At 73.3% G+C, this 21,145-nt stretch carries 23 protein-coding genes and 3 pseudogenes; 11 read left to right on the top strand and 15 right to left on the bottom strand.

Annotation, left to right across the window (positions count from 1 at the left end; genetic code table 11):
* The first annotated feature begins 4 nt into the window (after nt 1-4).
* Both KYY02_RS31710 and rfaE2 read left to right on the top strand, forming a co-directional pair.
* Complete coding sequence (locus KYY02_RS31710) at nt 5-631, top strand: D-sedoheptulose-7-phosphate isomerase (RefSeq protein WP_371244114.1); 627 nt, start codon at nt 5-7, stop codon at nt 629-631.
* Entirely contained in the window at nt 628-2,043 is a 1,416-nt protein-coding gene (gene rfaE2, locus KYY02_RS31705) for a D-glycero-beta-D-manno-heptose 1-phosphate adenylyltransferase (protein ID WP_371244112.1), read from the top strand. Before KYY02_RS31710 ends, rfaE2 begins: the two co-directional genes overlap by 4 nt.
* Before the next feature lie 123 nt (nt 2,044-2,166).
* Here the strand turns inward: rfaE2 and KYY02_RS31700 are convergent, their stop codons facing one another.
* The 4 genes from KYY02_RS31700 to KYY02_RS31685 form a co-directional block, all read right to left on the bottom strand.
* Nucleotides 2,167-3,453 carry an MFS transporter gene (locus tag KYY02_RS31700; RefSeq protein ID WP_371244109.1) on the bottom strand — a complete coding sequence of 429 codons (1,287 nt, stop codon included), beginning with the start codon at nt 3,451-3,453 and terminating at the stop codon, nt 2,167-2,169.
* A 626-nt stretch (nt 3,454-4,079) separates the two neighbouring features.
* The gene (locus KYY02_RS31695; protein WP_371244105.1) at nt 4,080-4,256 is read right to left on the bottom strand and encodes a hypothetical protein; all 177 of its coding nucleotides are present in this window, start codon (nt 4,254-4,256) and stop codon (nt 4,080-4,082) included.
* 135 nt (nt 4,257-4,391) lie between these two features.
* Nucleotides 4,392-4,925: a DoxX family protein gene (locus tag KYY02_RS31690; protein WP_371244101.1), complete on the bottom strand. Its 534-nt coding sequence runs from the start codon at nt 4,923-4,925 to the stop codon at nt 4,392-4,394.
* 72 nt (nt 4,926-4,997) lie between these two features.
* Entirely contained in the window at nt 4,998-5,321 is a 324-nt protein-coding gene (locus tag KYY02_RS31685; protein WP_371244097.1) for a hypothetical protein, read from the bottom strand.
* A 158-nt stretch (nt 5,322-5,479) separates the two neighbouring features.
* Between KYY02_RS31685 and KYY02_RS31680 the strand changes: the two genes are divergently transcribed.
* Nucleotides 5,480-6,367, top strand: coding sequence for a fructosamine kinase family protein (locus tag KYY02_RS31680; RefSeq protein ID WP_371244093.1), 888 nt, complete (start codon nt 5,480-5,482; stop codon nt 6,365-6,367).
* Here the strand turns inward: KYY02_RS31680 and KYY02_RS31675 are convergent.
* The 3 genes and pseudogenes from KYY02_RS31675 to KYY02_RS31665 form a co-directional block, all read right to left on the bottom strand.
* Nucleotides 6,364-8,022, bottom strand: coding sequence for a catalase (locus tag KYY02_RS31675; protein WP_371244091.1), 1,659 nt, complete (start codon nt 8,020-8,022; stop codon nt 6,364-6,366). The two genes, KYY02_RS31680 and KYY02_RS31675, sit on opposite strands and share 4 nt — an antisense overlap.
* 189 nt (nt 8,023-8,211) lie before the next feature.
* Nucleotides 8,212-8,448 (bottom strand): hypothetical protein, encoded by a 237-nt coding sequence (locus KYY02_RS31670; RefSeq protein WP_371244089.1) that lies wholly within the window; start codon nt 8,446-8,448, stop codon nt 8,212-8,214.
* A 233-nt stretch (nt 8,449-8,681) separates the two neighbouring features.
* A pseudogene (locus tag KYY02_RS31665) lies at nt 8,682-9,341 on the bottom strand (helix-turn-helix domain-containing protein); the annotation flags it as partial.
* A gap of 35 nt (nt 9,342-9,376) precedes the next feature.
* Here KYY02_RS31665 and KYY02_RS31660 point away from each other — a divergent pair.
* Together KYY02_RS31660 and KYY02_RS31655 are read left to right on the top strand one after the other, a co-directional pair.
* Nucleotides 9,377-9,997 carry an L-threonylcarbamoyladenylate synthase gene (locus tag KYY02_RS31660; RefSeq protein WP_371244087.1) on the top strand — a complete coding sequence of 207 codons (621 nt, stop codon included), beginning with the start codon at nt 9,377-9,379 and terminating at the stop codon, nt 9,995-9,997.
* 196 nt (nt 9,998-10,193) lie between these two features.
* Nucleotides 10,194-10,589, top strand: a pseudogene (locus KYY02_RS31655) (metallophosphoesterase); the annotation flags it as partial.
* Nucleotides 10,590-10,593: 4 nt separating this feature from the next.
* Here the strand turns inward: KYY02_RS31655 and KYY02_RS31650 are convergent.
* The 3 genes and pseudogenes from KYY02_RS31650 to KYY02_RS31640 all read right to left on the bottom strand — a co-directional run.
* Nucleotides 10,594-10,976 (bottom strand): annotated as a pseudogene (locus KYY02_RS31650) (TauD/TfdA dioxygenase family protein); the annotation flags it as partial.
* 57 nt (nt 10,977-11,033) lie between these two features.
* Complete coding sequence (locus KYY02_RS31645; protein ID WP_371244084.1) at nt 11,034-11,414, bottom strand: DoxX family protein; 381 nt, start codon at nt 11,412-11,414, stop codon at nt 11,034-11,036.
* Between the two features lie 75 nt (nt 11,415-11,489).
* Entirely contained in the window at nt 11,490-11,984 is a 495-nt protein-coding gene (locus KYY02_RS31640; protein ID WP_371244082.1) for a MarR family winged helix-turn-helix transcriptional regulator, read from the bottom strand.
* Between the two features lie 260 nt (nt 11,985-12,244).
* Here KYY02_RS31640 and KYY02_RS31635 point away from each other — a divergent pair, with 260 nt between their 5' ends.
* Together KYY02_RS31635 and hemC are read left to right on the top strand one after the other, a co-directional pair.
* Entirely contained in the window at nt 12,245-13,021 is a 777-nt protein-coding gene (locus tag KYY02_RS31635; RefSeq protein WP_371244080.1) for an NPP1 family protein, read from the top strand.
* Between the two features lie 78 nt (nt 13,022-13,099).
* The gene (hemC, locus tag KYY02_RS31630) at nt 13,100-14,035 is read left to right on the top strand and encodes a hydroxymethylbilane synthase (protein WP_371244078.1); all 936 of its coding nucleotides are present in this window, start codon (nt 13,100-13,102) and stop codon (nt 14,033-14,035) included.
* A gap of 8 nt (nt 14,036-14,043) precedes the next feature.
* On the opposite strand, the gene KYY02_RS31625 is transcribed toward hemC, so the two are convergent.
* Nucleotides 14,044-14,568, bottom strand: a complete 525-nt coding sequence (locus tag KYY02_RS31625; RefSeq protein ID WP_371244076.1) for a hypothetical protein — start codon at nt 14,566-14,568, stop codon at nt 14,044-14,046.
* Nucleotides 14,569-14,675: 107 nt separating this feature from the next.
* Nucleotides 14,676-14,852: a hypothetical protein gene (locus tag KYY02_RS31620; RefSeq protein ID WP_371244074.1), complete on the bottom strand. Its 177-nt coding sequence runs from the start codon at nt 14,850-14,852 to the stop codon at nt 14,676-14,678.
* Between the two features lie 224 nt (nt 14,853-15,076).
* On the opposite strand from KYY02_RS31620, the gene KYY02_RS31615 reads away from it, so the two are divergent.
* Nucleotides 15,077-15,868 (top strand): RNA polymerase sigma factor SigF, encoded by a 792-nt coding sequence (locus KYY02_RS31615; protein WP_371244072.1) that lies wholly within the window; start codon nt 15,077-15,079, stop codon nt 15,866-15,868.
* Between the two features lie 25 nt (nt 15,869-15,893).
* Here KYY02_RS31615 and KYY02_RS31610 read toward each other — a convergent pair whose 3' ends face one another.
* Entirely contained in the window at nt 15,894-16,214 is a 321-nt protein-coding gene (locus KYY02_RS31610) for an ANTAR domain-containing protein (protein ID WP_371244070.1), read from the bottom strand.
* A gap of 250 nt (nt 16,215-16,464) precedes the next feature.
* Here KYY02_RS31610 and KYY02_RS31605 point away from each other — a divergent pair, with 250 nt between their 5' ends.
* Complete coding sequence (locus KYY02_RS31605; RefSeq protein ID WP_371244068.1) at nt 16,465-17,268, top strand: VOC family protein; 804 nt, start codon at nt 16,465-16,467, stop codon at nt 17,266-17,268.
* A 20-nt stretch (nt 17,269-17,288) separates the two neighbouring features.
* Here the strand turns inward: KYY02_RS31605 and glgX are convergent, their stop codons facing one another.
* Together glgX and KYY02_RS31595 are read right to left on the bottom strand one after the other, a co-directional pair.
* Nucleotides 17,289-19,433: a glycogen debranching protein GlgX gene (gene glgX / locus KYY02_RS31600; protein ID WP_371244066.1), complete on the bottom strand. Its 2,145-nt coding sequence runs from the start codon at nt 19,431-19,433 to the stop codon at nt 17,289-17,291.
* Nucleotides 19,430-19,942 (bottom strand): pep a2, encoded by a 513-nt coding sequence (locus tag KYY02_RS31595; RefSeq protein WP_371244064.1) that lies wholly within the window; start codon nt 19,940-19,942, stop codon nt 19,430-19,432. The genes glgX and KYY02_RS31595 overlap by 4 nt, the downstream gene beginning before the upstream one ends.
* A gap of 349 nt (nt 19,943-20,291) precedes the next feature.
* Between KYY02_RS31595 and KYY02_RS31590 the strand changes: the two genes are divergently transcribed.
* Together KYY02_RS31590 and KYY02_RS31585 are read left to right on the top strand one after the other, a co-directional pair.
* Nucleotides 20,292-20,594, top strand: coding sequence for a DUF5133 domain-containing protein (locus KYY02_RS31590; RefSeq protein ID WP_371244062.1), 303 nt, complete (start codon nt 20,292-20,294; stop codon nt 20,592-20,594).
* A 73-nt stretch (nt 20,595-20,667) separates the two neighbouring features.
* The coding region (locus tag KYY02_RS31585) for a maltotransferase domain-containing protein (RefSeq protein WP_371244060.1) at nt 20,668-21,145 on the top strand (478 nt) is incomplete at its 3' end.

Below are 21,145 nucleotides of genomic sequence, written 5' to 3'. Positions count from 1 at the left end.
CACCATGACCGAACACCCCGCGCTCGATGCCGCCCGGCTGCACTGCCGGTCGCTCCAGGAGGCCCTCGACGGCTTCTGCCGAGGCGGCCTGCCCCGGATCGCGGACTGGGGCGGAGGCCTCGCCGCCGTCCTCACCGACGGCGGACGGCTGCTGGCCGCCGGCAACGGCGGCAGCGCCGCCCAGGCCCAGCACCTGACCGCCGAACTGGTCGGCCGCTACCGCAGGGAGCGGCGCGCCTACTCGGCGCTCGCCCTGCACGCGGAGACCTCCAGCGTCACCGCCATCGGCAACGACTACGGCTTCGACCACGTCTACGCCCGCCAGGTGACCGCCCACGGGCGGCCCGGCGACGTGCTGATGCTGCTGTCCACCTCGGGCCGCAGCGCGAATCTGATCGCGGCGGCGGTGACCGCCCGGCAGGCCGGACTGCGGGTCTGGGCGCTCACCGGGCCCGGCCCGAACCCGCTGGCGGAGGCCGCGGACGAGGCGCTGTGCGTGGCGGCGGGCAGCACCGCGACCGTCCAGGAGACGCATCTGGTCGCCGTGCACCTGCTCTGCGAGTGTTTCGACGCCGCCGTGGCCGCGCCTCTCGCACGGAACGCGGCGACCGTCCCCGGGAGGATGTCATGACCGGCCCGAAGCCGCTGGTGGTGGTGGGGGACGTCCTGCTCGACGAGGACATCGAGGGGGTCGCGACCCGGCTGGCCCCGGACGCGCCCGCCCCGGTCGTCGACGTCACCGGTGACCGCCGGCATCCGGGCGGGGCCGGGCTGGCCGCCGCGCTCGCGACCCGCGGCGGCCGGGACGTGGTGCTGGTGACGGCGCTCGGCGACGACCCGGCCAGCGAGGCCGTGCGCCGGGAGCTCGACGGCCGGGTCCGGCTGCTCGGGCTGCCGCTGCACGGCACGCTGCCGGTGAAGACGCGGGTGCTGGCGAGCGGGCGGCCCGTGGTGCGCATCGACCGGGGCGGGGGGACGCCGGGCGAGCCGGACGACGCGGTGCGCGAGGCGCTCGCGGGCGCGCACGCCGTCCTCGTCGCGGACTACGGACGGCATACCGCGGGGGCCGTCCGTCCGCTTCTGGCGGACGCGGCCCGGCGCGCACCCCTGGTGTGGGACCCGCACCCCAGGGGGGACCCCCCGGTACCGGGGGCGCGCCTCGTCACGCCCAACGCGGCGGAGGCGGCCGTCCTGTGCGCGGACACGCCGGGGGTGTCCGGGGCCTCGCTGGGCGCCTTCGCCGAGCGCGGGGCGGTACTGGCGGAGCGCTGGCGGGCGGCGGGGGTCGCGGTGACGCTCGGGGACCGCGGAGTGCTGCTGACCCGGCCCGGCGGGGGTACGCCGATGCTGATCCCGGCACCGTTCCGGGCGGACGGGGACCCGTGCGGCGCGGGCGACTGCTTCGCGGCGACGACGGTCGCGGCGCTGGCCGACGGGCTGCTGCCGGAGGAGGCGCTGCAGCGGGCGGTCGCCGACGCGGCGGCGTTCGTCGCGGCGGGCGGGGCGGGGAACCCGGACCTGTGGCACGCGCCGGCCGTACCGGGCCCCGCGCACGATCCGGCCGCCGACGCGTTCGAGCTGGCGGAGAGGGTTCGGGCGCGCGGGGGGACGGTGGTCGCCACCGGGGGCTGCTTCGACCTGGTGCATGCGGGGCACGTCGGGCTGCTGGAGAGCGCGCGGCGGGTCGGCGACTGTCTGATCGTGTGTCTGAACTCCGATGTGTCGGTCACGCGCCAGAAGGGTGCGGGGCGGCCGCTGACGCCGGCGGCGGACCGGGCGAGGGTGCTGGCGGCGCTGGGGAGTGTGGACGCGGTGGTGGTCTTCGAGGAGGACACGCCCGAGGCGTTGCTGGGACGGTTGCGGCCCGATGTGTGGGTGAAGGGCGGGGACTACTCCGTGCAGGAGTTGCCGGAGGCGGAGGTGTTGCGGTCCTGGGGCGGGCAGGCGGTGGTGCTGCCGTATCTGGACGGGCGGTCCACGACCGCGCTGGCCCGGCGGGCGGCTGAGGCGGCGGCGGTGGCTCTGCGGGCGCCGGACGGGTGAGCGGGGGGCGGGAAGGGTCTTCGCCCCCACCGCCCCTCCTCTTCCCTTGCCGTCCCCGGGGCTGTGACCCCGGCCCCCGTCGGCCCTGCGGGCCTCGTCCTCAAGCGCCGGACGGGGTGGGAGTCACGCCGCTGTCTCCAGGGTGGCCCGGTCGAGGGCGGGCGGGGCCGTGGTGCGGCGGGTGTGGAGGAGGTGACCCGCCGCGATCGACGCGGCGATGATCAGGCCGCCGGTGACCAGGGCGCCGCGGGGACCGGCGAGTTCCATGAGGAGGCCCAGGGCGGGCGGACCGCCCAGACCCCACACGGTGCCGACGCTGCCCCAGACACCGAGCACGCGTCCGCGCAGGTGGGCGGGCGGGTCGGTCTGCAGGACGGCCGTTCCGGCGGTGTCGGACACGGACTCGACGACGGCCATGGGCAGCACCAGCACCAGCAGCACGGCCAGCGACGGTGACATCCCCGCCACCACCTGCAGCAGCGCGCCCGTCGCCGCGAGGGCTCCGACCAGCCGCACGGACGGCCTGCGCAGCCTCGCGCCGAGCACCGCGCCGAGGATGCCGCCGACCGCGAGGACGGTGGAGACCGTCCCGAACGCCCCGGCGCCGCCCGCGAGCGGCCCGGTGACCAGGACGGCGAGCGTGAGTCCGTAGTTGCGGCCGAAGACCGCGCTGACGCCGGTCACCCCGGCGAGCGCGAGCAGCCGGGGCCGACGGACGAAGAAGGCGAGCCCCTCGCGGACGGTCATGGTGCTCCGCGGGCGCGCGCCCTTCTCGGCGACGCTCCGGACCGCTCCCGCCGCCGGGCGCAGGAACGGGACGACCGCGGTCACGAACAGGAAGGAGAAACCGTTGGCGAAGTAGGCGGCGGCCGTGCCGAGGAACCCGACGGTCACGCCGGCGAGCGCGGCGCCCGCGAGCCGGCCCGCGTTGAACACCAGGGCGCCCACGCCGATGGCGGAGGGCACGTCCTCGGCGGGGACGAGGTCGTTGCCCAGCAGGGCGCACGCCGGGTTGTCGACGGTGGCGACGAGACCGGTGACGGCGGCCAGCACCATCAGGGCCGTCATGTCGAGCCGGTCGAGCGCCACCAGGGTGGCCGTGGTGAACGCGATCAGGGCCAGCAGCGCCTGGCTGACGGCGGCCGTCAGCCTCCGCGGCCAGCGGTCGACCGCCGCGCCGCCGAGGACGCTCATGAGCAGGGCCGGGGCGGCCTGCACGGACATGGACAGGCCGGTGGCGGCGGCGGACCCGGTGATCTGCAGGACCAGCAGGTTCTGCACCGTGAGCTGCATCCACGTACCGGCGTTGGACACGAAGTTCGCGACGGACCACCAGCGCATGCTGCGGTGCCGTAGGGAGCGCCAGGGCGAGCGGGACTCGGGCTGGGCAGGGGTGGGTGAAGAAGGCACAGGGACGCCACTCGGAAGGGCGAGTCCGAGGACTCGGCGGAGGGGTGCGGGAAGCGGAACGCCGGCTGCGCTGCGCGGCGGCTCCCGTCACCCGGACAGGGCGCGGCCCATCGTGGCAGAAGGAACGGCCGAGTCGTTTCCGGGTGGCCTGGGATCACCGGGGCGCGGACGCCAAAGGGGCGGCGTGGGAGTGGATTTGACGCGTGAGTGCGGTTGCTCACAGCGACCGGGACGGGTGGGGCGGGGCCCGGAGTCCCGGCGTCGGGGCTCCGGGCCCCGCCCCACTCCTGTGCTCCCCCTCGTCAGCCGGGCTCCCGGCGTCCGCTCAGCGCGTCCCGGCCCCGGTCCGCCGTCCCGGCGCCCGGTGCGCGGTGGTTTGTTCGCCGGGGGCTGGCCCAGGGCGGCCGGGGCCGGTCTGTTCACCTGCCGGGCCTCGTCACCGAGCCGGCCGAGCCGCTCCGGGCCCGGGAGGCGCGCAGCACCGGAACAGGTTCCGCTCCTCGTCGGCGACGTGCCCGCGGATCTGCCTCGTCGGCATGCCGATGAGCCGGTCGAACCCGGGGCCGCCCGCGGCGCGGCCCTCCGGGGCCCTCACCGTCCGCTCGGCCGTGACGTGCTCCTCGGGCTCACGGTCGGCCGGCGGCGTCCCCGTTCCCCCTGTGCTCCCGCACGGCCGGGTGGCGGTGGGCCTTCCCGGCCACCGAGGGCCGGGTCAGCTCGATGGTGGCCCGGTCGGCGTACGCCTTGCGGTCCTTGTGACCGGGCGGCGGTTCCCCGAGCCTGTCGAAGGGTTCCTCGCCCACCGGTGACCGGTCACCGGTGCGTCGATGACGTCGCCTCCGCGTCCCGTGTCCTTCACCTCCGGTTCGGGGTGGCGCCCGGCCGGGCGCCACCCGCCGACGGGCCCCTCCCCCGGGGAACCGACGCGGCCCGGCGGATCAGCGGGACAGCTTGGCCCGGGCCCGGCCGGCCGCCGCGGCGGGGCCCGCCCCGGCCCGGACGGACCGGCGTACGAGGCGGGCGTCGCGGTGCAGATCATGGGCGGCGTGCCGGCTCCGCCAGAGCAGCGAGGGGGCGGCGCCGGTGTCGTCGGCGGCGATCAGCAGACCGCCGAGCATGGACAGGTTCTTCAGGAAGTGGATGCGCTGCTGCATGCGCTGCCCGGGGTCCTCCTCCTCCCAGAAGCGGTGGGCGGCCAGCGTCGTGGGCACGAGCGTGACGGCGAGGGCGAGCGCCGCCGGACGGGACAGGCGCCCCGTGGCCAGCAGCAGCCCGCCCACGACCTGGACGGCGCCGCTGAGGCGTACGGCGTCCTCGGTGCGGTCCGGCAGTACCGCGACTCGATCGGTGACGGGCTTGACGACGGACTCGGCGATTGGGCCGACGTTCTGGGGGTTGCGGACGGAATCCAGTCCGCCCGCGACGAACATCGACGCCAGCATCGGCCGGCCGAGGACGCGCAACAGACTCATGCCTTCTCCTGGAGGTGTGGGTGGTGGAGGTGCGCCGGGTTCCCCGCCGGGCGGGGACCATTCGGCGCGCCCTCACCAGAAGCGGGTGGTGAGCGCGGGCCGGTGGACGGCCTGCACGGCGTCGCGCAGGCACAGGGCGACGCCGACGGTGGTGCGCAGGACCGAGGGCCGCACGGTCTGGGCGGTCTCCGTGGCCAGGACCAGCAGACAGCCGGCCGCCTGTTCCACCACGGACACCGGGAGCGTGCAGTCGCCGTCGGCGGCCGCGCGGAACGCCTTCAGCGGGATCCCGGCGCCGTCGACGGTCCGCCGGGCGGCCTGCTCCAGATGCTGCGCGGCCTGTTCGCACAGCGTGGCGGGCAGGGTGAGAGTGCGCTGGAACGATGAACTCGTCATGCTCGAGTGCTCCCCCGGCGCGGTTCCCTTCGATCGGCGGCGGCCGGGATTTCACCGTCCCGCGTGACCGGCCGACGGCGAACGCGGGCGGTCGGGCGGAGGACTCGTACCCTGGGCACGACCGCTCACCCGCGCACCCGCACATGAGGAGCCCGCCCATGAGCATCCCTCCCGGTCCGTCCGCCCGGGGCGGCGACGGTCCGGGGGCCGTGGCGGCCCGGCTCACCGGGCGGGCGGTGACCGGTGTGCGTCCGCTGTCCGCCTCGCTCGCCGAGGTCGCCCTCGACGACGGCCGGGTGGTGGTCGTCAAGAGCACCGCAGGAGCGGAGGCCGCGCGCGCCGAGGCGGCGGGGCTGCGTTGGCTGGCCAAAGCCGGAGCGGTGCGGGTGCCGGCGGTGCACGGGCACGACGCGCATCGGCTGGTCGTCGACCGGGTGACGCAGGGCCCTCCCGGGCGGGGGGCGGCGCGGCGCTTCGGCCGGAGGCTGGCCGCGCTGCACGCCGCCGGTGCGCCGGCCTTCGGGGCACCGCCGCCGGGCGGTCCGGTGGAGGCGTTCATCGGGCTCGCCCCGATGCGCAACGTCACCGGCGACCACTGGCCCGGCTGGTACGCCGGGCACCGGGTCCTGCCGTATCTGCGCCGGGCGGTCGACGACGGCACCGTCACCGCCGGTGAGGCGGGCGTCGTCGAGCGGGTCTGCGAGCGGCTGCCGGAGCTCGCCGGGCCCGCCGAGCCGCCCGCACGGCTGCACGGCGACCTGTGGAACGGCAACGTCCTCTGGGGCGCCGACGGACACGTCCGGCTGATCGACCCGGCCGCCCACGGCGGGCACCGGGAGACCGATCTGGCGATGCTCGCCCTCTTCGGCTGTCCCCGGCTGGACGCGGTGCTGGACGGCTACCGGGAAGCGGCGCCGCTCGCCGACGGGTGGCGGACACGCGTCGGCGTGCACCAGCTGTTCCCACTGCTGGTGCACGCCGTTCTGTTCGGACGCGGCTACGCCGAGCAGGTGCTCGCGGTGGCGCGGTCGGCGGACCGTCTCTAACGGGTCACCACGTGCCGTTCGTCGGGGACGCAGTGGGTCATGGTGAGTCCCTCCACGTCACGCGGCGGGTTGTCGCCGAGGCTGGCCAGCCGCTTGCGGTCCTCGTCGGTGAGGTCCTGGCTCGCCAGGGGCTCCAGGTGGGCGACGTCCTCCGGCGTGATCCCGAGGCCCTCGCCGACCCTGCGGCCGAGGTCGTTCTCGACCAGCAGGAAGTGCCACACCATGCGCTCCTGCACCTCCCGGTCGCACTGGGAGATCAGGGTGACGAAGTTCTTCACCAGGTCGTCGCGCTCCCAGTCCTCCATCAGGCAGTACCGCTGCCCTGCCTGGAGGTAGTCGTTGGTGCGCTCGATGCGCTTGCGGGTGAGCCGGCCCACGATCTCGGGGCCCTGCTCGTCGTGCGTCGGGTACTGGGCCTCCCGCAGGCCGCCGGTGATCGACGGCTCGTAGTTGACGTGCGGGTTCTCCCCGCCCTTGTCCTGGAAGTACGCCATCTGGCCGTCGCGCTGGTTGGTGCGCACGTCGGTGTGCTTGGCCTGGTTGACGGGCAGCTGCAGGTAGTTCGGGCCGACCCGGTAGCGCTGGGTGTCGCTGTAGGAGAAGGTCCGGCCGACGAGCATCTTGTCGTCGGAGAAGTCCAGACCGTCGACGAGGACGCCGGTGCCGAAGGAGATCTGCTCGTTCTCGGCGAAGAAGTTGTCCGGCATCCGGTTCAGCACCATCCGGCCCACCGGCTTCGGCGGGAACTCCTGCTCCGGCCAGGTCTTGGTGTCGTCCAGCGGGTCGAAGTCCAGTTCCGGGTGTTCGTGGTCGTCCATCATCTGGACCAGCAGTTCCCACTCCGGGTACTCGCCGCGCTCCACCGCCTCGTACAGGTCCTTGGTGGCGTGGCCGAGTGTCTCCGCCTGGACGTTCGCCGCGTCCTCCTCGGTCATGCTGCGCACGCCCTGCTTGGGCATCCAGTGGTACTTGACCAGCTTGGTCTCGCCCTCGGCGTTGACCCACTTGTAGGTGTTCACGCCGAATCCCTGCATGTGGCGGTAGTCCGCCGGGATGCCGCGCGGGCTGAACAGGTTGACCAGCATGTGCATGGACTCGGGCGTCTGCGACATGAAGTCGAAGATGCGGCGCGGCTGCTGCTCGAAGGTGACCGGGTCGGGCTTGAGGGCGTGGATGACGTCCGGGAACTTGATGGCGTCCCGGATGAAGAAGACGCCCAGGTTGTTGCCGACGAGGTCCCAGTTGCCGTCCTCGGTGTAGAACTTCACCGCGAAGCCGCGGGGGTCGCGGGCGGCCTCGGAGGAGTCCCGGCCGCCGATGACGGTGGAGAAGCGGACGGCCACGTCCGTGCGCTTGCCCTCCTCCTGGAAGAGCTTGGCGCGGGTGTAGCGGGAGACCGGCTCGTCGCCCCACTTCCCGTACGCCTCGAAGTAGCCGTACGCGGTGACGCCGCGGGCGTGCACCACGCGTTCGGGGATGCGCTCCCGGTCGAAGTGGCTGATCTTCTCCAGGAACTGGTAGTTCTCCAGCGTGGCCGGGCCGCGGGAGCCGACGGTCCGCTGGTTCTGGTTGTCGTAGACCGGATGGCCCTGCCGGTTGGTGAGTACCTTGCGGTCGTCGTCCGGAGCGGGGCCCCGGCTCGAAACGTCCGTCATGATCGTGGGCTCCTTGAACTGCTCGACCCCCCGCGGTGGCGCGTACGAGGGTCATGTTGCCGCGCATCACCGCGGTCGGCGACTCGGGGAGCCGCCGGTTGCATCAGGCCGCGCGGGAGGTGGTCCGCGACGGCACGGGCCCGGCCGCCGCGGTCGTGCGCGGCGGCCGGGTCCGGCGGAGCGGCGCGCTCAGCCGCCGTTCAGGCGTGCGCGCAGCAGCTCCTTGCCGAGCTCCGCGCCCTTGCGGCTGTCCGCCTGGGCCTTGCGGAACAGGTCGGCGACCTCGGTGTCCCCGGCGCGTTCGGCGTCCTGGATGTAGCCCTCCAGGCGCAGTGCGTTGCTCAGGCACGCCTCGACGTACCAGATCAGGTTGTAGTCCTTGTCCTGCGTGCCGGTGGCGCCGCCGGTCTCCGTCTCACTGGTCATCCGGGCCTCCTCGTCGCGGTGCTCGTCACGGGCCGCCCGCCCCGGCGTGCCGTGCCGGGGCGAGGGCCTCCACAACGACGGACGGGTACCCGTCCCCGCCGGAGGCACACAGCGACGAAGGGACGGGGCGCGACCGGTCCCCCGTTCCGGTCGTGCCCCGCGCCGTGCCGAAACTACGCGCAGCGGGGCGGGTCCGTGAACCGCACCGGTGCCCGCTGCGGCCGCCGGAGGGCTCATCCGTGCACAACCGGGTCCGAAAGGCCCGGTTCACCCGCCCGCGAGGACCGGCTGTTCCAGGTCACCCGCCACCAGATGGGCCAGCACGACCTCGTACAGGTCGGTCCCGGCGGCCAGCACCTGGCGTTCCAGGACCGGTTCGGTGCTGCGCACGTGCTCGCGCACGGTCTGGGCGTGCACGCCCAGGCTCTGCGCGGCCCGCTCGGCGTTGCCGTCGGCGGCGATCCAGGCACACAGGGTGCGACGCACGTTCCGGGTGTCCCCCCCTCCAGCCGTCCCAGCAGCTCCCGCGCCCAGCCGCCGAGGGCGGGGCGGGCCAGCAGGTCGGCGAGGCCCGGGGAGGACGCCGCGCCGTCGCCGTCCGCCTGCCCGTCCAGGGGGTTGATCCGGGTGTGGAGCGCCAGGTGCACCACGGCGCGGACGGTGACGTCGTCGAAGTCGACGCCGAGCATGGCCTCGACGCGTTCCATGCGGGCCCGCACGGTGTTGCGGCTGACGCCGAGGATCTTGGCAGCGCTGACGGCGGTGAACTCCAGGCCGAGGCGGGTGGTGGCGAGGAGTTCGGCGCGGGTGTGGTGCGGTAACGCGTCGAGCGGGCGCAGCACCCGGGCCGCCCAGCCGCGCAGTGCGGCGGGGTCCATCAGCCGCTCCGGGTGCGGCCCTCGGCCGCTGGACGGCATAAGCTCGGTGAATGGCGAAGTACTTCGACGTGCACCCCGACAACCCCCAGCCGCGCACCATCGCGCAGGTCGCCGACAGCATCCGCTCCGACGCCCTCGTCGCGTACCCCACGGACTCCTGCTACGCACTCGGCTGCCGTCTGGGCAGCCGCTCCGGCATCGACCGGATCCGCACGATCCGCAAGCTGGACGACCGGCACCACTTCACCCTGATGTGCCGGGACTTCGCGCAGCTCGGCCAGTTCGTACGGATCGACAACGACGTGTTCCGCGCGGTGAAGGCGTCGACCCCGGGCAGCTACACGTTCATCCTGCCCGCGACGAAGGAGGTGCCGCGGATGCTGATGCACCCCAAGAAGAAGACGGTCGGCGTGCGCATCCCGGACCACGTCGTCACCCAGTCCCTGCTGGCCGAACTCGGTGAGCCGCTCCTGTCCAGCACCCTGCTGCTGCCCGGCGAGGACGAGCCGATGACCCAGGGCTGGGAGATCAAGGACATGCTCGACCACCAGGTGGACGCGGTGCTCGACTCCGGCGACTGCGGCACCGAGCCGACCACGGTGATCGACTTCTCGGGCGGCGAGGCGGAGATCGTGCGGCGGGGCGCCGGTGACGTCACCCGGTTCGAGTGAGGGCGCCGCGTCCGGCCGGCGCGTCACGACAGCCGTGATCCGCACCCGTCGAGAGGCGGCACGGCCATGACCGCCGTACAGGGAACGGCCGTCGGCGCCCCCACCGGGGACGGCGCCGCGGACGCGCATCCGACGCGTCCCGCCGGCGGGGGGCGCGGCCGGCGGTCCTGTTCTCCATGGACGCCTTCGGGCTGCGTCCGCGGCGTACGGGCGCCGGCTGCGGCTGCGCCGCTTCTTCGCCCTCACCGACGCCGAGGCGATGACCGTGGTCACCGAACGCCTCGGTGTCGGGCCACCCGGGGCCCGGGCGCGCCGACGCGGGTCACCCGCCGGATGCGGCTGGTCGCCGGGCTGCTCGACACCGGACGCCGGCCCGACCGGGGCAAGCGGCCGCGGCTGCTCGTGCGCAAGGCCTGCACGTCGCTGTTCTCACCGGGTTCGGCCACCTACAGCCCGCCGTCCTTCACGTGCTTCCTGCGGCTGGACGCGAGTCCGGAGGCGGTCCGGCTGCGCTGTCACGCGGTCACCGGCCACCGCGCGCAGGAGGTCGACCCACCCGGTCGAGGACGAGGCGACCATCCCCCTCGGGTGAGCCACCAGCGGCCGGGGGCGGTACCGGTGACCGGCTGCGAGGGCCGGCCGTCCACGCCGACCGGGACGTCGCCGGCGAGCATCACCCGGTGCATGATCCGCGGGTGGTCGAGGTGGGCCGTGTCGCCCGGGGCCAGGTGGATGGTGGCCCGGTTGTCCCAGAACGCCACGCTGCCCGGCTCCCAGCGGAACCGCACGGTGTACTGGGCCGGGTGGCCTGCTCCAGGAGCATCCGGAGAACGGCCGCGCTCTCGGGGCGGGAGAGACCGGTGATCTGCTCGACGTAGTAGCCGTTGACGAACAGCACCCGCTCCCCGGTCTCCGGGTGGACGCGCACCAAGGGGTGCTCCGAGGCGGTCTGACGGTCCAGCAGGTGGCGCAGGTAGGCGCCGCTCGTCCGGGAGCGCGAAGTCCGGGGCCGTGCCGCCCTTCTCCACCCGCCCGCTCACGACCGGCCCTCCGCCCCCTTGGCGACGCCTCGCGCCCACAGCACCAGCGGCACCTGCAGGGGTAGCCGGCCGAGGGCCGCCGCCCTCTGCGGGACGGGACGGTGCCGCCAGTCGACGGCCATCTTCACGTTGGCGGGGAACACGCCGACGAAGAAGGCCGCCGAGGCCAGTGCGGCGGCCCTGCGGGTCCGGGGCAGCGCCAGCCCGGCGGCCAGCGCGAGTTCGACGGCGCCGCTGGCACGGGTCCAGGTCCGGGGCGAGCCGGGCAGGGAGCGCGGCACGATGCGGTCGAACCGGCGGGGGGCGGCGAAGTGGGCGGCTCCCGCGGCGGCCAGCAGGCCGGCGAGCAGCAGGGGCGAGCGTTCGGACCGTGACACGGTTCCTCCTCCGATGGCCTGCCGTACGATATTACCCGACGGTAAGTAGCGTGCGGCACCGACCCGGACCCGCCGTCAGGCGTCGTGGGCGGGTTCCGGCTCCTCGGCGGCGTGGGCGAGGAAGTCGTCGACCATGCGGTGGAAGAGGGTGGCGAGCTGCCGCAGGTCGTCGGGCGACCAGTCGGCCAGGGCCGCCTGGATGCCGCGGATTCCCGTCTCCCGGATCCGGGCGATGGCCTCCCGGCCGGATCCGGTGAGCTCGATGCGCTGGGCACGGCGGTCGTCGGGGTCCGGGACCCGGGTGACATGGCCGGACTTCTGCAGCTGCTGCACCGTGCGGGTGACGTGCGAGGCCTCCACCCCCAGCCGGGCGGCCAGCTCCCCCGGCCGCATCGGCTCGGTGTCCGCCATCTGCCGCAGCAGCGCGACGGCGGCCCGGTCCAGCGGCACTCCCGCCAGCGCCATCAGCCGCTCGTGCCGACGCGCGCGCGTGCTCAGGTAGGCGAGGCGGTGGAACGCGCGCTCGATCTCGGCCACTTCCGGAGGGGCGGAAGCGTCGGGTGTGGACATGCACCGCACTTTACCATCTCCTTGCGTGACTCAATCAATCTCCCGCGCCGCCGCGTCCGCCCACGCCCGGAGAGGCGGCGGCCGCGTTCCGAACGAACCGGGGCGACACGGAACCGCCCGGAGCCCGGCGCCGCGAGTGTTGGGCCGCGCTTCACCAGCGGTACGCCTGCACCCTCTTGGCATGTATACGTCTAGTCGGGATGCTGAACTCCCCATTCCGCCACAGCCGTTGGCTGATCCCGGACCACGAGGAGAACGCAGTGCCGTCGAGTACGTTCCGAACGCACCGCAGGAGATGGCTGACCGGCCTGGCCGGCGCGGCCGCGCTCGTCATCGCCTTCCCCGCCACCGCCTTCGCCGCGCCTCTTCCCGCCCTGCCGGCCAACGCGGACGCCCTGGAACGGACGTACCAGCCCGCGTACGACTACGACACCGACGGCTGCTATCCCACGGCGGCGATCGGCCCGGACGGTTCCGTCAACACCGGCCTCAGCCCGACCGGCGCCCTCAACGGCAACTGCCGTGACGCCTCGGACCTGGACAACACCAACGGCTACTCCCGCTCCAAGTGCAACAACGGCTGGTGCGCCGTCGTCTACGGCCTGTACTTCGAGAAGGACCAGGCCCTGCCGGGCATCAGCCTCGGGGGGCACCGCCACGACTGGGAGCACGTGGTGGTCTGGGTGCGGAACGACACCGTGCAGTACGTCTCGACGTCCAACCACGGATCGTTCACGGTCCACGCCCGCTCGGCGGTCCGCTTCGACGGCACACATCCGAAGATCGTGTACCACAAGGACGGCATCGGCACCCACTGCTTCCGCCTCGCGGGGCCGGGCGACGAACCGCCGGAGAACCACCGGGGCAGCTGGCAGTACCCGGCGCTGGTCGGCTGGAACGGCTATCCGGCGGGCCTGCGGGACAAGCTCAGCTCGTACGACTTCGGCAGCGCCCACTTCGGCCTGAAGGACGGCAGCTTCGCGTCCCACCTGGCCGCGGCCAAGCCCTCCGGCATCCCCTTCGACCCGAACGCCTGACCCCGCACGGCCCGTTGACGCCGGGGCGTCGTCCGGCGCCCCGGTACGGGCGGGCCCCCGAGGGACTATCGTGTCGGCATGTCGCTGCCCGGACTGATCCGTGTCGTCTCCCGTGACTCACCCATGGCGCTCGCCCAGGTGGAGCGGTTCCGGACCGAGTTGGCCACCGTCCGTCCGGGGGTGCGCACCGAGGTCGTGCCCGTGCGGACGACCGGGGACAAGTGGCTCGGCGATCTGTCGGAGGTGGAGGGCAAGGGCGCGTTCACCAAGGAGGTGGACGCCGCGCTGCTCGCCGGCGAGGCGGACGTCGCCGTGCACTGCGTCAAGGACGTGCCCGCCGACCGGCCGCTCCCCGCGGGCACGGTGTTCGCCGCTTTCCTGGAGCGGGACGACATCCGCGACGCCCTCGTCCACCCGGACGGCCTCGCCCTGGACGAGCTGCCGCCCGGCGCCCGGATCGGCACCTCCTCGGTGCGCCGGGTCGCCCAGCTGGCCGCCACTCACCCGCACCTGACCTGCGTACCGATGCGCGGCAACGCCAACCGGCGGCTGGAGAAGCTCGCGGCCGGGGAGGCGGACGCCCTGCTGCTGGCGGTCTCCGGCCTGGAACGGATCGACCGGACCGACGCGATCAGCGAGGTGCTCTCCCCCGAGGCCATGATGCCGCCCATCGGCGCGGGCATCCTCGCACTGCAGTGCCGTGAGGGTGACACCGGTCTGATCGAAACGGTCGGCGCCCTCGGCCACCCGGACACCCGCCGCGAGGCCGCCGCCGAACGCATGTTCCTGCATGTACTGCAGGGACACTGCAACAGCCCGATCGCCGGCTACGCACGGGTGGACCGCGGCGGCGAACTGTCCCTGCGGGCATGCGTCTTCACCCCGGACGGCAAGACCCGGCTGAACGCGCACGAATGGGCGGGGCGGCTCGACCCCGCCACGCTCGGCACCTCGGTCGCCGTGGCACTGCTGCGCCAGGGCGCCCGCGAGATCATCGACGGCATCCCGCACTGACGCGACGCTCAGGCGGTGCCTTCCTCCGCCTGCTCCCGCAGGAAGAAGCTCACCTGCTGGGCGAGGCTGCTGTCCCGGCCCGCGCCCGCGGGTGCCCCCACGGGCCCCTCGTGCACGCCGACGCCGCCCGCCCACAGCCGGCGGCCGGCCCACTCCTCGTCGACGCGCAACTGGACCTGGACGTCGACCTGGCTCAGGGTCGCCTGGGGAGCGGCCGCGTAGAGGACTGCGGTGGCACGGCGCAGCGGGTAGACGTCGAAGCCCTCGACGAACTGTGAATTGCGCCAGTCGATGAACGCGTTCTCACCGTCGGGGCCGGTCCGTACGTCGATCTGACCGTCCTCGACGTGAATGCAGAAAGGCCGGTCGCCGCGGTTCTCGACGGTCACGCGGACACTGAAATACGTCAGCCCTTCGGCGGCGTCGTCCCGTCCCCTCGGCGGTTCACCGGATTCCAGACGGTGGACGCGGACCCGCAGACCGGCATGCTCGTCGTACTCCTGCCAGTCCCCGACCACGTTCGGCTCGTACACAGTGCACCTCTCGACTTCTGTCCGATGCTTCCTATCCGCGGCCTCGGCACACTGTCAAATGAGCGGAATGCGCCGTGGTCAGGCGGTTCGCCCCGGCTGACCGGTGATCAAGCGCTGCGCTGGAGGAACCCGTCGGCCGGCCGGCCGGGAGCCGGGGAGCGCGTGCCGTACGTCACGTCCGGCACCGTGATCACCGGCGCACCGTCCGAGCGGTCCGCGACGGCGGGGGCGGGGGCGGGGGCGGGCCGCTCCGGAGCCGCCCGTTCCGCGGCGGGGAATTTCACGCCGTGAATTCACTTGATTTCCTACCGTGCATCCTCCGTGATTCCCCTCGTCGAATTCCGGGAAAAGTTTTGGGATGACGGACCGCGGGAAGGGGATTCTCAGTGCTTCGGACAGGAGGCACGTTCGTGGGAACCGCTTCGCGGGCTGCGGACCTGTCGTGGTCCGAGCCGCCGCTTCCCACGGGTTCTGTCCATCCGGCACCCCGCTCAGGGAGGTGCGCGTGATGCGTACCGTCAGTCCCAGGAAGCAGCACTCCCACGACGACGCCCCCGACACGGCCGGGGACTTCGCGCGCCTGGCCCGGCTGCCCGACGGGCCCGAGCGCAGGATGCTGCGCGACGCGCTGGTCACGGCCTGGCTGCCCATGGCCGAGCGCATCGCCGTCCGTTTCCGGGGCCGCGGCGAGGCCCTGGAGGATTTGTACCAGGTGGCGGCCCTCGGTCTGGTCAAGGCCGTGGACCACTACGACCCGGCACGCGGCAACGCCTTCGAGGCGTACGCCGTGCCGACCGTCACCGGCGAGATCAAGCGCCACTTCCGCGACCACATGTGGACGCTGCACGTGCCGCGCCGGGTCCAGGACCTGCGCAACCGCGTCCGGCACGCGGCCAAGGAGCTGGCGCAGACCACTGCGGGCCGCTCTCCCACGGTCGCCGAGATCGCCGCGCACGCCCGGCTGACCGAGAGCGAGGTGCGCACCGGGATGGAGGCCCTGGAGTGCTTCTCCGCGCTGTCGCTGGAGGCCGAGATGCCGGGCACCGACGGTTACGCCCTGGGCGACGCGCTCGGTAGCCCGGACCCGGCCTACGACACCGTCGTCGACCGGGTGGCGGTACGGCCCTGTCTGGAGGCGCTGCCGGAGCGCGAGCGGCTCATCCTCTACCTGCGGTTCTTCCGGGGGATGACGCAGAGCGACATCGCCGAGCAGCTCGGTATCTCGCAGATGCACGTCTCCCGGCTGCTCAGCGGCTGCTTCGCCCAGCTGCGCGAGGAACTCCTCGCCGAGACCGGCTGAGCGGGGGCGGGCTCCGCCGGGCGCGTCAGCCCTCCGGCGGTGCGCCCGGGATCTGGGTGGGGCCGAGCCGGTCCAGGACCTCCTCCAGCACCGTGCGCACCTCCGTGGGCAGGATCCCGGTGCGCCCCCAGACGAGGATCAGGTCGGCCACGGTGCGCAGTTTGATGTTCGTGCGCTGGGAGACCTCCTTCAGCACGATCCAGCCCTGGTCGGGCGAGACCCGCCCGAGCGCGACGACCATGCCGATCGCCTGGTCCACCACCGCGTGCGAGACGACCGCGTCCTTCAGCTGCTGCACCTCTTCCTCCAGCTGGAGGATGCGGTCCGCGCCCCCGTCCGTGGGCATGGTCACCTCCGGTTCCGGTGTGCCGCTCTGCTGATGCCTTCGCATAGTGCTTGAGTGCCTTCACCCAGTGTCCGTTGCATCCATCGTCGCCACTGGGGCCGCCCTGCGCCACCGGGGTGGTCCGGGGGCGGTGGGGCCCTTCGTTTCGGCGCCGCCGCCGGGGTACTCGGCAGGCGCCCGGAGGGATGCCCGGCGGACACCGCTGCCATCCGGGTGGCTGCCAGGCCGACGAGATCAGGACGCGACTGCCATGAACCACGACATGCCCTCCCCCGCCGGCGCGACGGACGTCGTCTCGACGCACTCCGTGTTCGGGGTGCCCTGCTGGGTGAGCCTGACCAGCCGCGACATGAGGACGACCGAGGAGTTCTACGGAGCCGTGCTGGGCTGGGAATGGCGCCCGGCGCGCCTCGGCGACCGGTTCCGCATCGCCCTGTCCGAGGGCCGGCCGGTGGCCGGGATCGCCGCGGTCGCCGGGATGTGGCGGACGGCGGTGGCGTGGACGCCGTACTTCGCGGTGCGCAGCGCCGACGAGGCCGCGGGGCGGGTGCAGGAGCGCGGCGGCACCGCGGCGGTCGGCCCGATCTCCCTGCCGCCCGGGCGCGCGGCGCTGCTGGCCGACCGGGACGGGGCGACGTTCGGGGTCTGGGAGGGCGAGCTGTTCAGCGACTGGCCCACCTGGCGCCGCGCACAGCTCGCGTTCATCCGGCTGCACACCCGTGACGCCTTCGACGCCGCGATCTTCTACGGCGGGGTCTTCGACTGGGCGTCCGACGAGCCGGGGTGCGTCGAGGTGCGGTACGAGGGCGAGGAAGTGGTGCTGCGCAGCGAAGGGGACGTGGTGGCGCGGATCGAGTCGGGGGCGGCGGAGTCGGCTCCCGACCCGACGGTCCGGCCGCACTGGCAGGTGCACTTCGCGGTGGAGGACGTGGCCGCCTGCGCCCACGCCGCCGGACGGAACGGCGGCAGCGTCCTGTCCCTGGACGCCGACGAGGCCGTGCTCCGCGACAACGAGGGCGCCCAGTTCACGGTGGTGTCACGCCGCGAGCGCTGACAGCGGGTACCTCCTGCCGGTCATCGGGCCGTGCGGGACGGGCGGGACAGCAGGACCAGGCTGCGGGGGCCCGCGATGAGGGTGGTGGCCGCCTTGTGCTCCGCCTCGTCGGGGGTGCCCTCCGGGTCGGCGGTGTCGATCAGGGCCGTCCAGCGCTCCCCGTAGGCGGCGTCCGGCAGACGGAAGCGGACGGGCTCCCAGTGGCTGTTGAGCAGCAGCAGGAAGGAGTCGTCGACCAGGCGCCGGCCACGCGGGCCGGGTTCGGCGATGGCGTCGCCGTTGAGGAACACCCCCACCGAGTGGGCGTCGGAGCGCCGCCAGTCGTCGTCGGTCATCTCCCGTCCGTCCGGCAGCAGCCACACCAGGTCGGGCAGCGGCTGGTCGGCATGGCGCACGGTCTCGCCCCGGAAGAAGCGGCGGCGGCGCAGTACGGGGTGGGCGAGGCGCAGGGAGATCAGTCTGCGGGTGAAGTCCAGCAGCTCGCGCTGTTCGCCGGTGAGCCGCCAGTCGATCCAGCTGATCTCGTTGTCCTGGCAGTAGGCGTTGTTGTTGCCGCGCTGGGTGCGGCCCAGTTCGTCACCGTGGGAGAGCATCGGGATGCCCTGGGAGAGCAGCAGGGTGGCGAGGAAGTTGCGCTGCTGGCGGGCGCGCAGCTCCAGCACGGCCGGGTCACGGGTGGGGCCCTCCTCGCCGCAGTTCCAGGAGCGGTTGGCGCTCTCGCCGTCCCGGTTGTCCTCGCCGTTGGCCTCGTTGTGCTTGTCGTTGTACGAGACGAGGTCGCGCAGGGTGAAACCGTCGTGCGCGGTGACGAAGTTGACGCTGGCGCGCGGGCGGCGTCCGTTGTGCGCGTACAGATCCGAGGAGCCGGTAAGCCGGGAGGCGAACTCGCCGAGGGTGTGCTCCTCGCCGCGCCAGAAGTCCCGTACGGCGTCCCGGTACAGGCCGTTCCACTCCGACCACAGCGGGGGGAAGTTGCCCACCTGGTAGCCGCCCTCACCCACGTCCCAGGGTTCGGCGATCAGCTTGACGCGGCTGATCACGGGATCCTGCTGGATGAGGTCGAAGAACGCCGACAGCCGGTCGACCTCGTGGAACTGCCGGGCCAGAGTGGCCGCGAGGTCGAAGCGGAAGCCGTCGACGTGCATCTCGGTGACCCAGTACCTGAGCGAGTCCATGATCAGCTGGAGGACGTAGGGATGGCGCATCAGCAGGCTGTTGCCGGTGCCCGTGGTGTCGTAGTAGTGCGCCCAGTCGCCGTCCACCAGACGGTAGTACGCGGAGTTGTCGATGCCCCGGAAGGAGAGGGTGGGGCCCAGGTGGTTGCCCTCGGCGGTGTGGTTGTAGACGACGTCGAGGATCACCTCGAGACCGGCCGCGTGCAGGGTCTTCACCATCTCCTTGAACTCGGTGACCTGCTGCCCTCGGGTGCCGCGGGCGGCGTAGGCGTTGTGCGGGGCGAAGAAGCCGATGGTGTTGTAGCCCCAGTAGTTGGCCAGACCGCGGCCCTGCAGCACGCCGTCCTGGACGAACTGGTGGACCGGCATCAGCTCCACGGCGGTGACGCCCAGCGAGGTGAGGTGCTCGACCACCGCGGGGTGCGCCAGTCCGGCGTAGGTGCCGCGGAGTTCCGCGGGGACGTCGGGGTGGGCGCGGGTGAGACCCTTGACGTGGGCCTCGTAGATCACGGTGTCGGAGTGGGGACGGCCGGGCCGGGTGTCGTCACCCCAGTCGAAGGCCGGGTCGGTGACCACGCCGAGCATGGTGTGTCCGGCGCTGTCGGCCCGGTCGGGTCCGTGCGGGTCGCGCTCGTACAGCGAGGGGTGGTTGTCGATCTGGCCGTCCACCGCGGTGGCGTAGGGGTCGAGAAGGAGTTTCGCCGGGTTGCAGCGGTCGCCGGCCGTCGGGGCCCAGGGGCCGTGCACCCGGTAGCCGTAGCGCTGTCCGGGGCCGACGCCGGGGAGGTAGCCGTGCCGGACGAAGCCGTCGACCTCGGTGAGCCGCACGGTGGTGTGCCGGCCGTCGTCGTCGGCCAGGACCAGGTCGACGCGTTCGGCGACCTCGCTGAAGAGCGCGAAGTTGGTGCCCTCGCCGTCGTAGGACGCACCCAGCGGGTAGGGGCGCCCGCTCCAGGCGGGCGCCCCTTTCCGGTTCTGTCGCCGGGTCACCGGACCTCCTCCAGGAGGCCGCCCGGCGTTCGTACCCTGCCGGTGAGCGTGGCGACGCTCACCTCGCGGGGCAGGTCCAGCCCCTCGCTCTCGCGCGGGTCGGGCGCGGTCGGCACGAGCGGGACGCGTTCGCCGGCGCGGGCGCGCTGCGAGAACCAGATGACCTTGCTGCCGTTCTCGGCGGCGCAGCAGCCCCAGCCGTCGCTGCTCGCCGCGATGTGTTCGAGGCAGCCGCGCAGCTCCTGGTCGGGACGCAGGGCGCGGTTGTTGTCCCCGATGGCAGTGATGAGGTGCTGGCCGTTCCACCACATCTCGATCGACGTGTTCTTGTCGGTGGCGTGCTCGTCGATGGCCCGCAGCAGCATCTCGGCGCCGCCGCAGACGGGCTCCACCAGGTTCTCCAGGTCCCAGAACCGGAGGTGAGCGGCCAGTATGCGGCTGACCTGTCCCACCCTCTCGGGGCTGACTTCCACGTCGAGGTGGTAGTAGCAGGGCACTGCGGTCTTCATGGTCGTTGGCTCCTCACGCGAAGCTCTCGTCCCTCCTCGCCCCCGCGGGGCGAGCCCCGAACACGGAACGTGAGCGGGTATCGCTTCTGAGTCATCTTCAGAGTGAGGCGGTTGGGCCGTTCGTGCAACACGAGCGCGCCCGTGACCTCCGGGGCGACGCCCGGGCGGAGGCGACCGCGAGGCGCCGCCCCAGCTGATTGAAAAGCCAACAAGACGTTGCGTCATCACCCGTGCACCATGTGTGAAGACCTCGATCGCCGTTACGGATCCGTGCGGCCACGCGCACGGCCGCCGCCCGACCGTCGGGACGACGCGCCTCGAATCGAGCCCCGGAAAGGTGAACGGCGCCATGCTGCTACCCGCCAAAGCCGAAGTCGCCCGGCAGCTGCGTCGGTACCGGGCCTGGGAACGCGTGATGCTGGCGGCCCCGGCCGATCACACCGTGCGGACCACCTTCGAGGACGCCGGCTACACCCTCTGCGTGCTGATGGGCAAGCGATGCGCCCGGGAGGCTGCGGACGCCGCCGAACGGTATCTGCGCACCGCCCTCGTCACCCGTCCGCAGGAACAGAACGACACGCCCCGGCCGGCGGCCGCGGTCCGACGGGGACCTCGGGCCGTCGAGCGGCGCTCCCCGGCGGTGAGGCAATGACCTTCCCGTCCCTGTTTGGTCCCACACCCGGGCGGTCGTCCGGACGTCGAGCACGGCGGAGGTGCACAGACCCATGAAGCCGACCCGGACCATCGGCCGTGTCCCGGTACGGGACGTCCGGCCGTCCGTCGACTGCGGCAGGCGGCCGGCCAAGGCCGTCGTGGGCGAGACGTTCGAGGTCACGGCCACGCTCTTCCGTGAGGGCCACGACGCGGTGGCCGCCAACGTGGTACTGAAGGACCCCGAGGGACGTCCGGGGCCGTTCACGCCGATGCGGGAGCTCGCGCCCGGCACGGACAGGTGGGGCGCGGAGGTCGTCGCGGACGCACCGGGCCGGTGGAGCTACCGCGTCGAGGCCTGGGGCGACCCCGTGGCCACCTGGCGCAGGACCGCCGGCATCAAGGTCCCGGCGGGCATCGACGCCGGACTGGTGCTGGAGGAGGGCGCCGCCCTCCATGAGCGCGCGGCGGCCGGAGTTCCGCGGGATGACGGACAGGCCGTGGTCCTCGCCGCGGCCGAGACCCTGCGGGACGACTCCCTGCCCTGCGCCA

It is taken from the genome of Streptomyces pimonensis (assembly GCF_041380215.1).
In the GTDB taxonomy this organism is placed as follows: domain Bacteria; phylum Actinomycetota; class Actinomycetes; order Streptomycetales; family Streptomycetaceae; genus Streptomyces; species Streptomyces pimonensis.
The sequence above is the reverse complement of the archived record's forward strand: the minus strand, read 5'-3'. Positions and strand labels throughout refer to the sequence as shown.

Coding starts and splice junctions, on each gene's coding strand:
- KYY02_RS31685 (WP_371244097.1), bottom strand. CDS start 5,321: ATGACGAGTTCATCGTTCCAGCGCACTCTCACCCTGCCCGCCACGCTG.
- KYY02_RS31680 (WP_371244093.1), top strand. CDS start 5,480: ATGAGCATCCCTCCCGGTCCGTCCGCCCGGGGCGGCGACGGTCCGGGG.
- KYY02_RS31675 (WP_371244091.1), bottom strand. CDS start 8,022: ATGACGGACGTTTCGAGCCGGGGCCCCGCTCCGGACGACGACCGCAAG.
- KYY02_RS31610 (WP_371244070.1), bottom strand. CDS start 16,214: ATGCCCACGGACGGGGGCGCGGACCGCATCCTCCAGCTGGAGGAAGAG.
- KYY02_RS31595 (WP_371244064.1), bottom strand. CDS start 19,942: ATGAAGACCGCAGTGCCCTGCTACTACCACCTCGACGTGGAAGTCAGC.
- KYY02_RS31590 (WP_371244062.1), top strand. CDS start 20,292: ATGCTGCTACCCGCCAAAGCCGAAGTCGCCCGGCAGCTGCGTCGGTAC.
- KYY02_RS31660 (WP_371244087.1), top strand. CDS start 9,377: ATGGCGAAGTACTTCGACGTGCACCCCGACAACCCCCAGCCGCGCACC.
- KYY02_RS31670 (WP_371244089.1), bottom strand. CDS start 8,448: ATGACCAGTGAGACGGAGACCGGCGGCGCCACCGGCACGCAGGACAAG.
- KYY02_RS31690 (WP_371244101.1), bottom strand. CDS start 4,925: ATGAGTCTGTTGCGCGTCCTCGGCCGGCCGATGCTGGCGTCGATGTTC.
- KYY02_RS31640 (WP_371244082.1), bottom strand. CDS start 11,984: ATGTCCACACCCGACGCTTCCGCCCCTCCGGAAGTGGCCGAGATCGAG.
- KYY02_RS31605 (WP_371244068.1), top strand. CDS start 16,465: ATGAACCACGACATGCCCTCCCCCGCCGGCGCGACGGACGTCGTCTCG.
- KYY02_RS31710 (WP_371244114.1), top strand. CDS start 5: ATGACCGAACACCCCGCGCTCGATGCCGCCCGGCTGCACTGCCGGTCG.
- KYY02_RS31615 (WP_371244072.1), top strand. CDS start 15,077: ATGCGTACCGTCAGTCCCAGGAAGCAGCACTCCCACGACGACGCCCCC.
- hemC (WP_371244078.1), top strand. CDS start 13,100: ATGTCGCTGCCCGGACTGATCCGTGTCGTCTCCCGTGACTCACCCATG.
- rfaE2 (WP_371244112.1), top strand. CDS start 628: ATGACCGGCCCGAAGCCGCTGGTGGTGGTGGGGGACGTCCTGCTCGAC.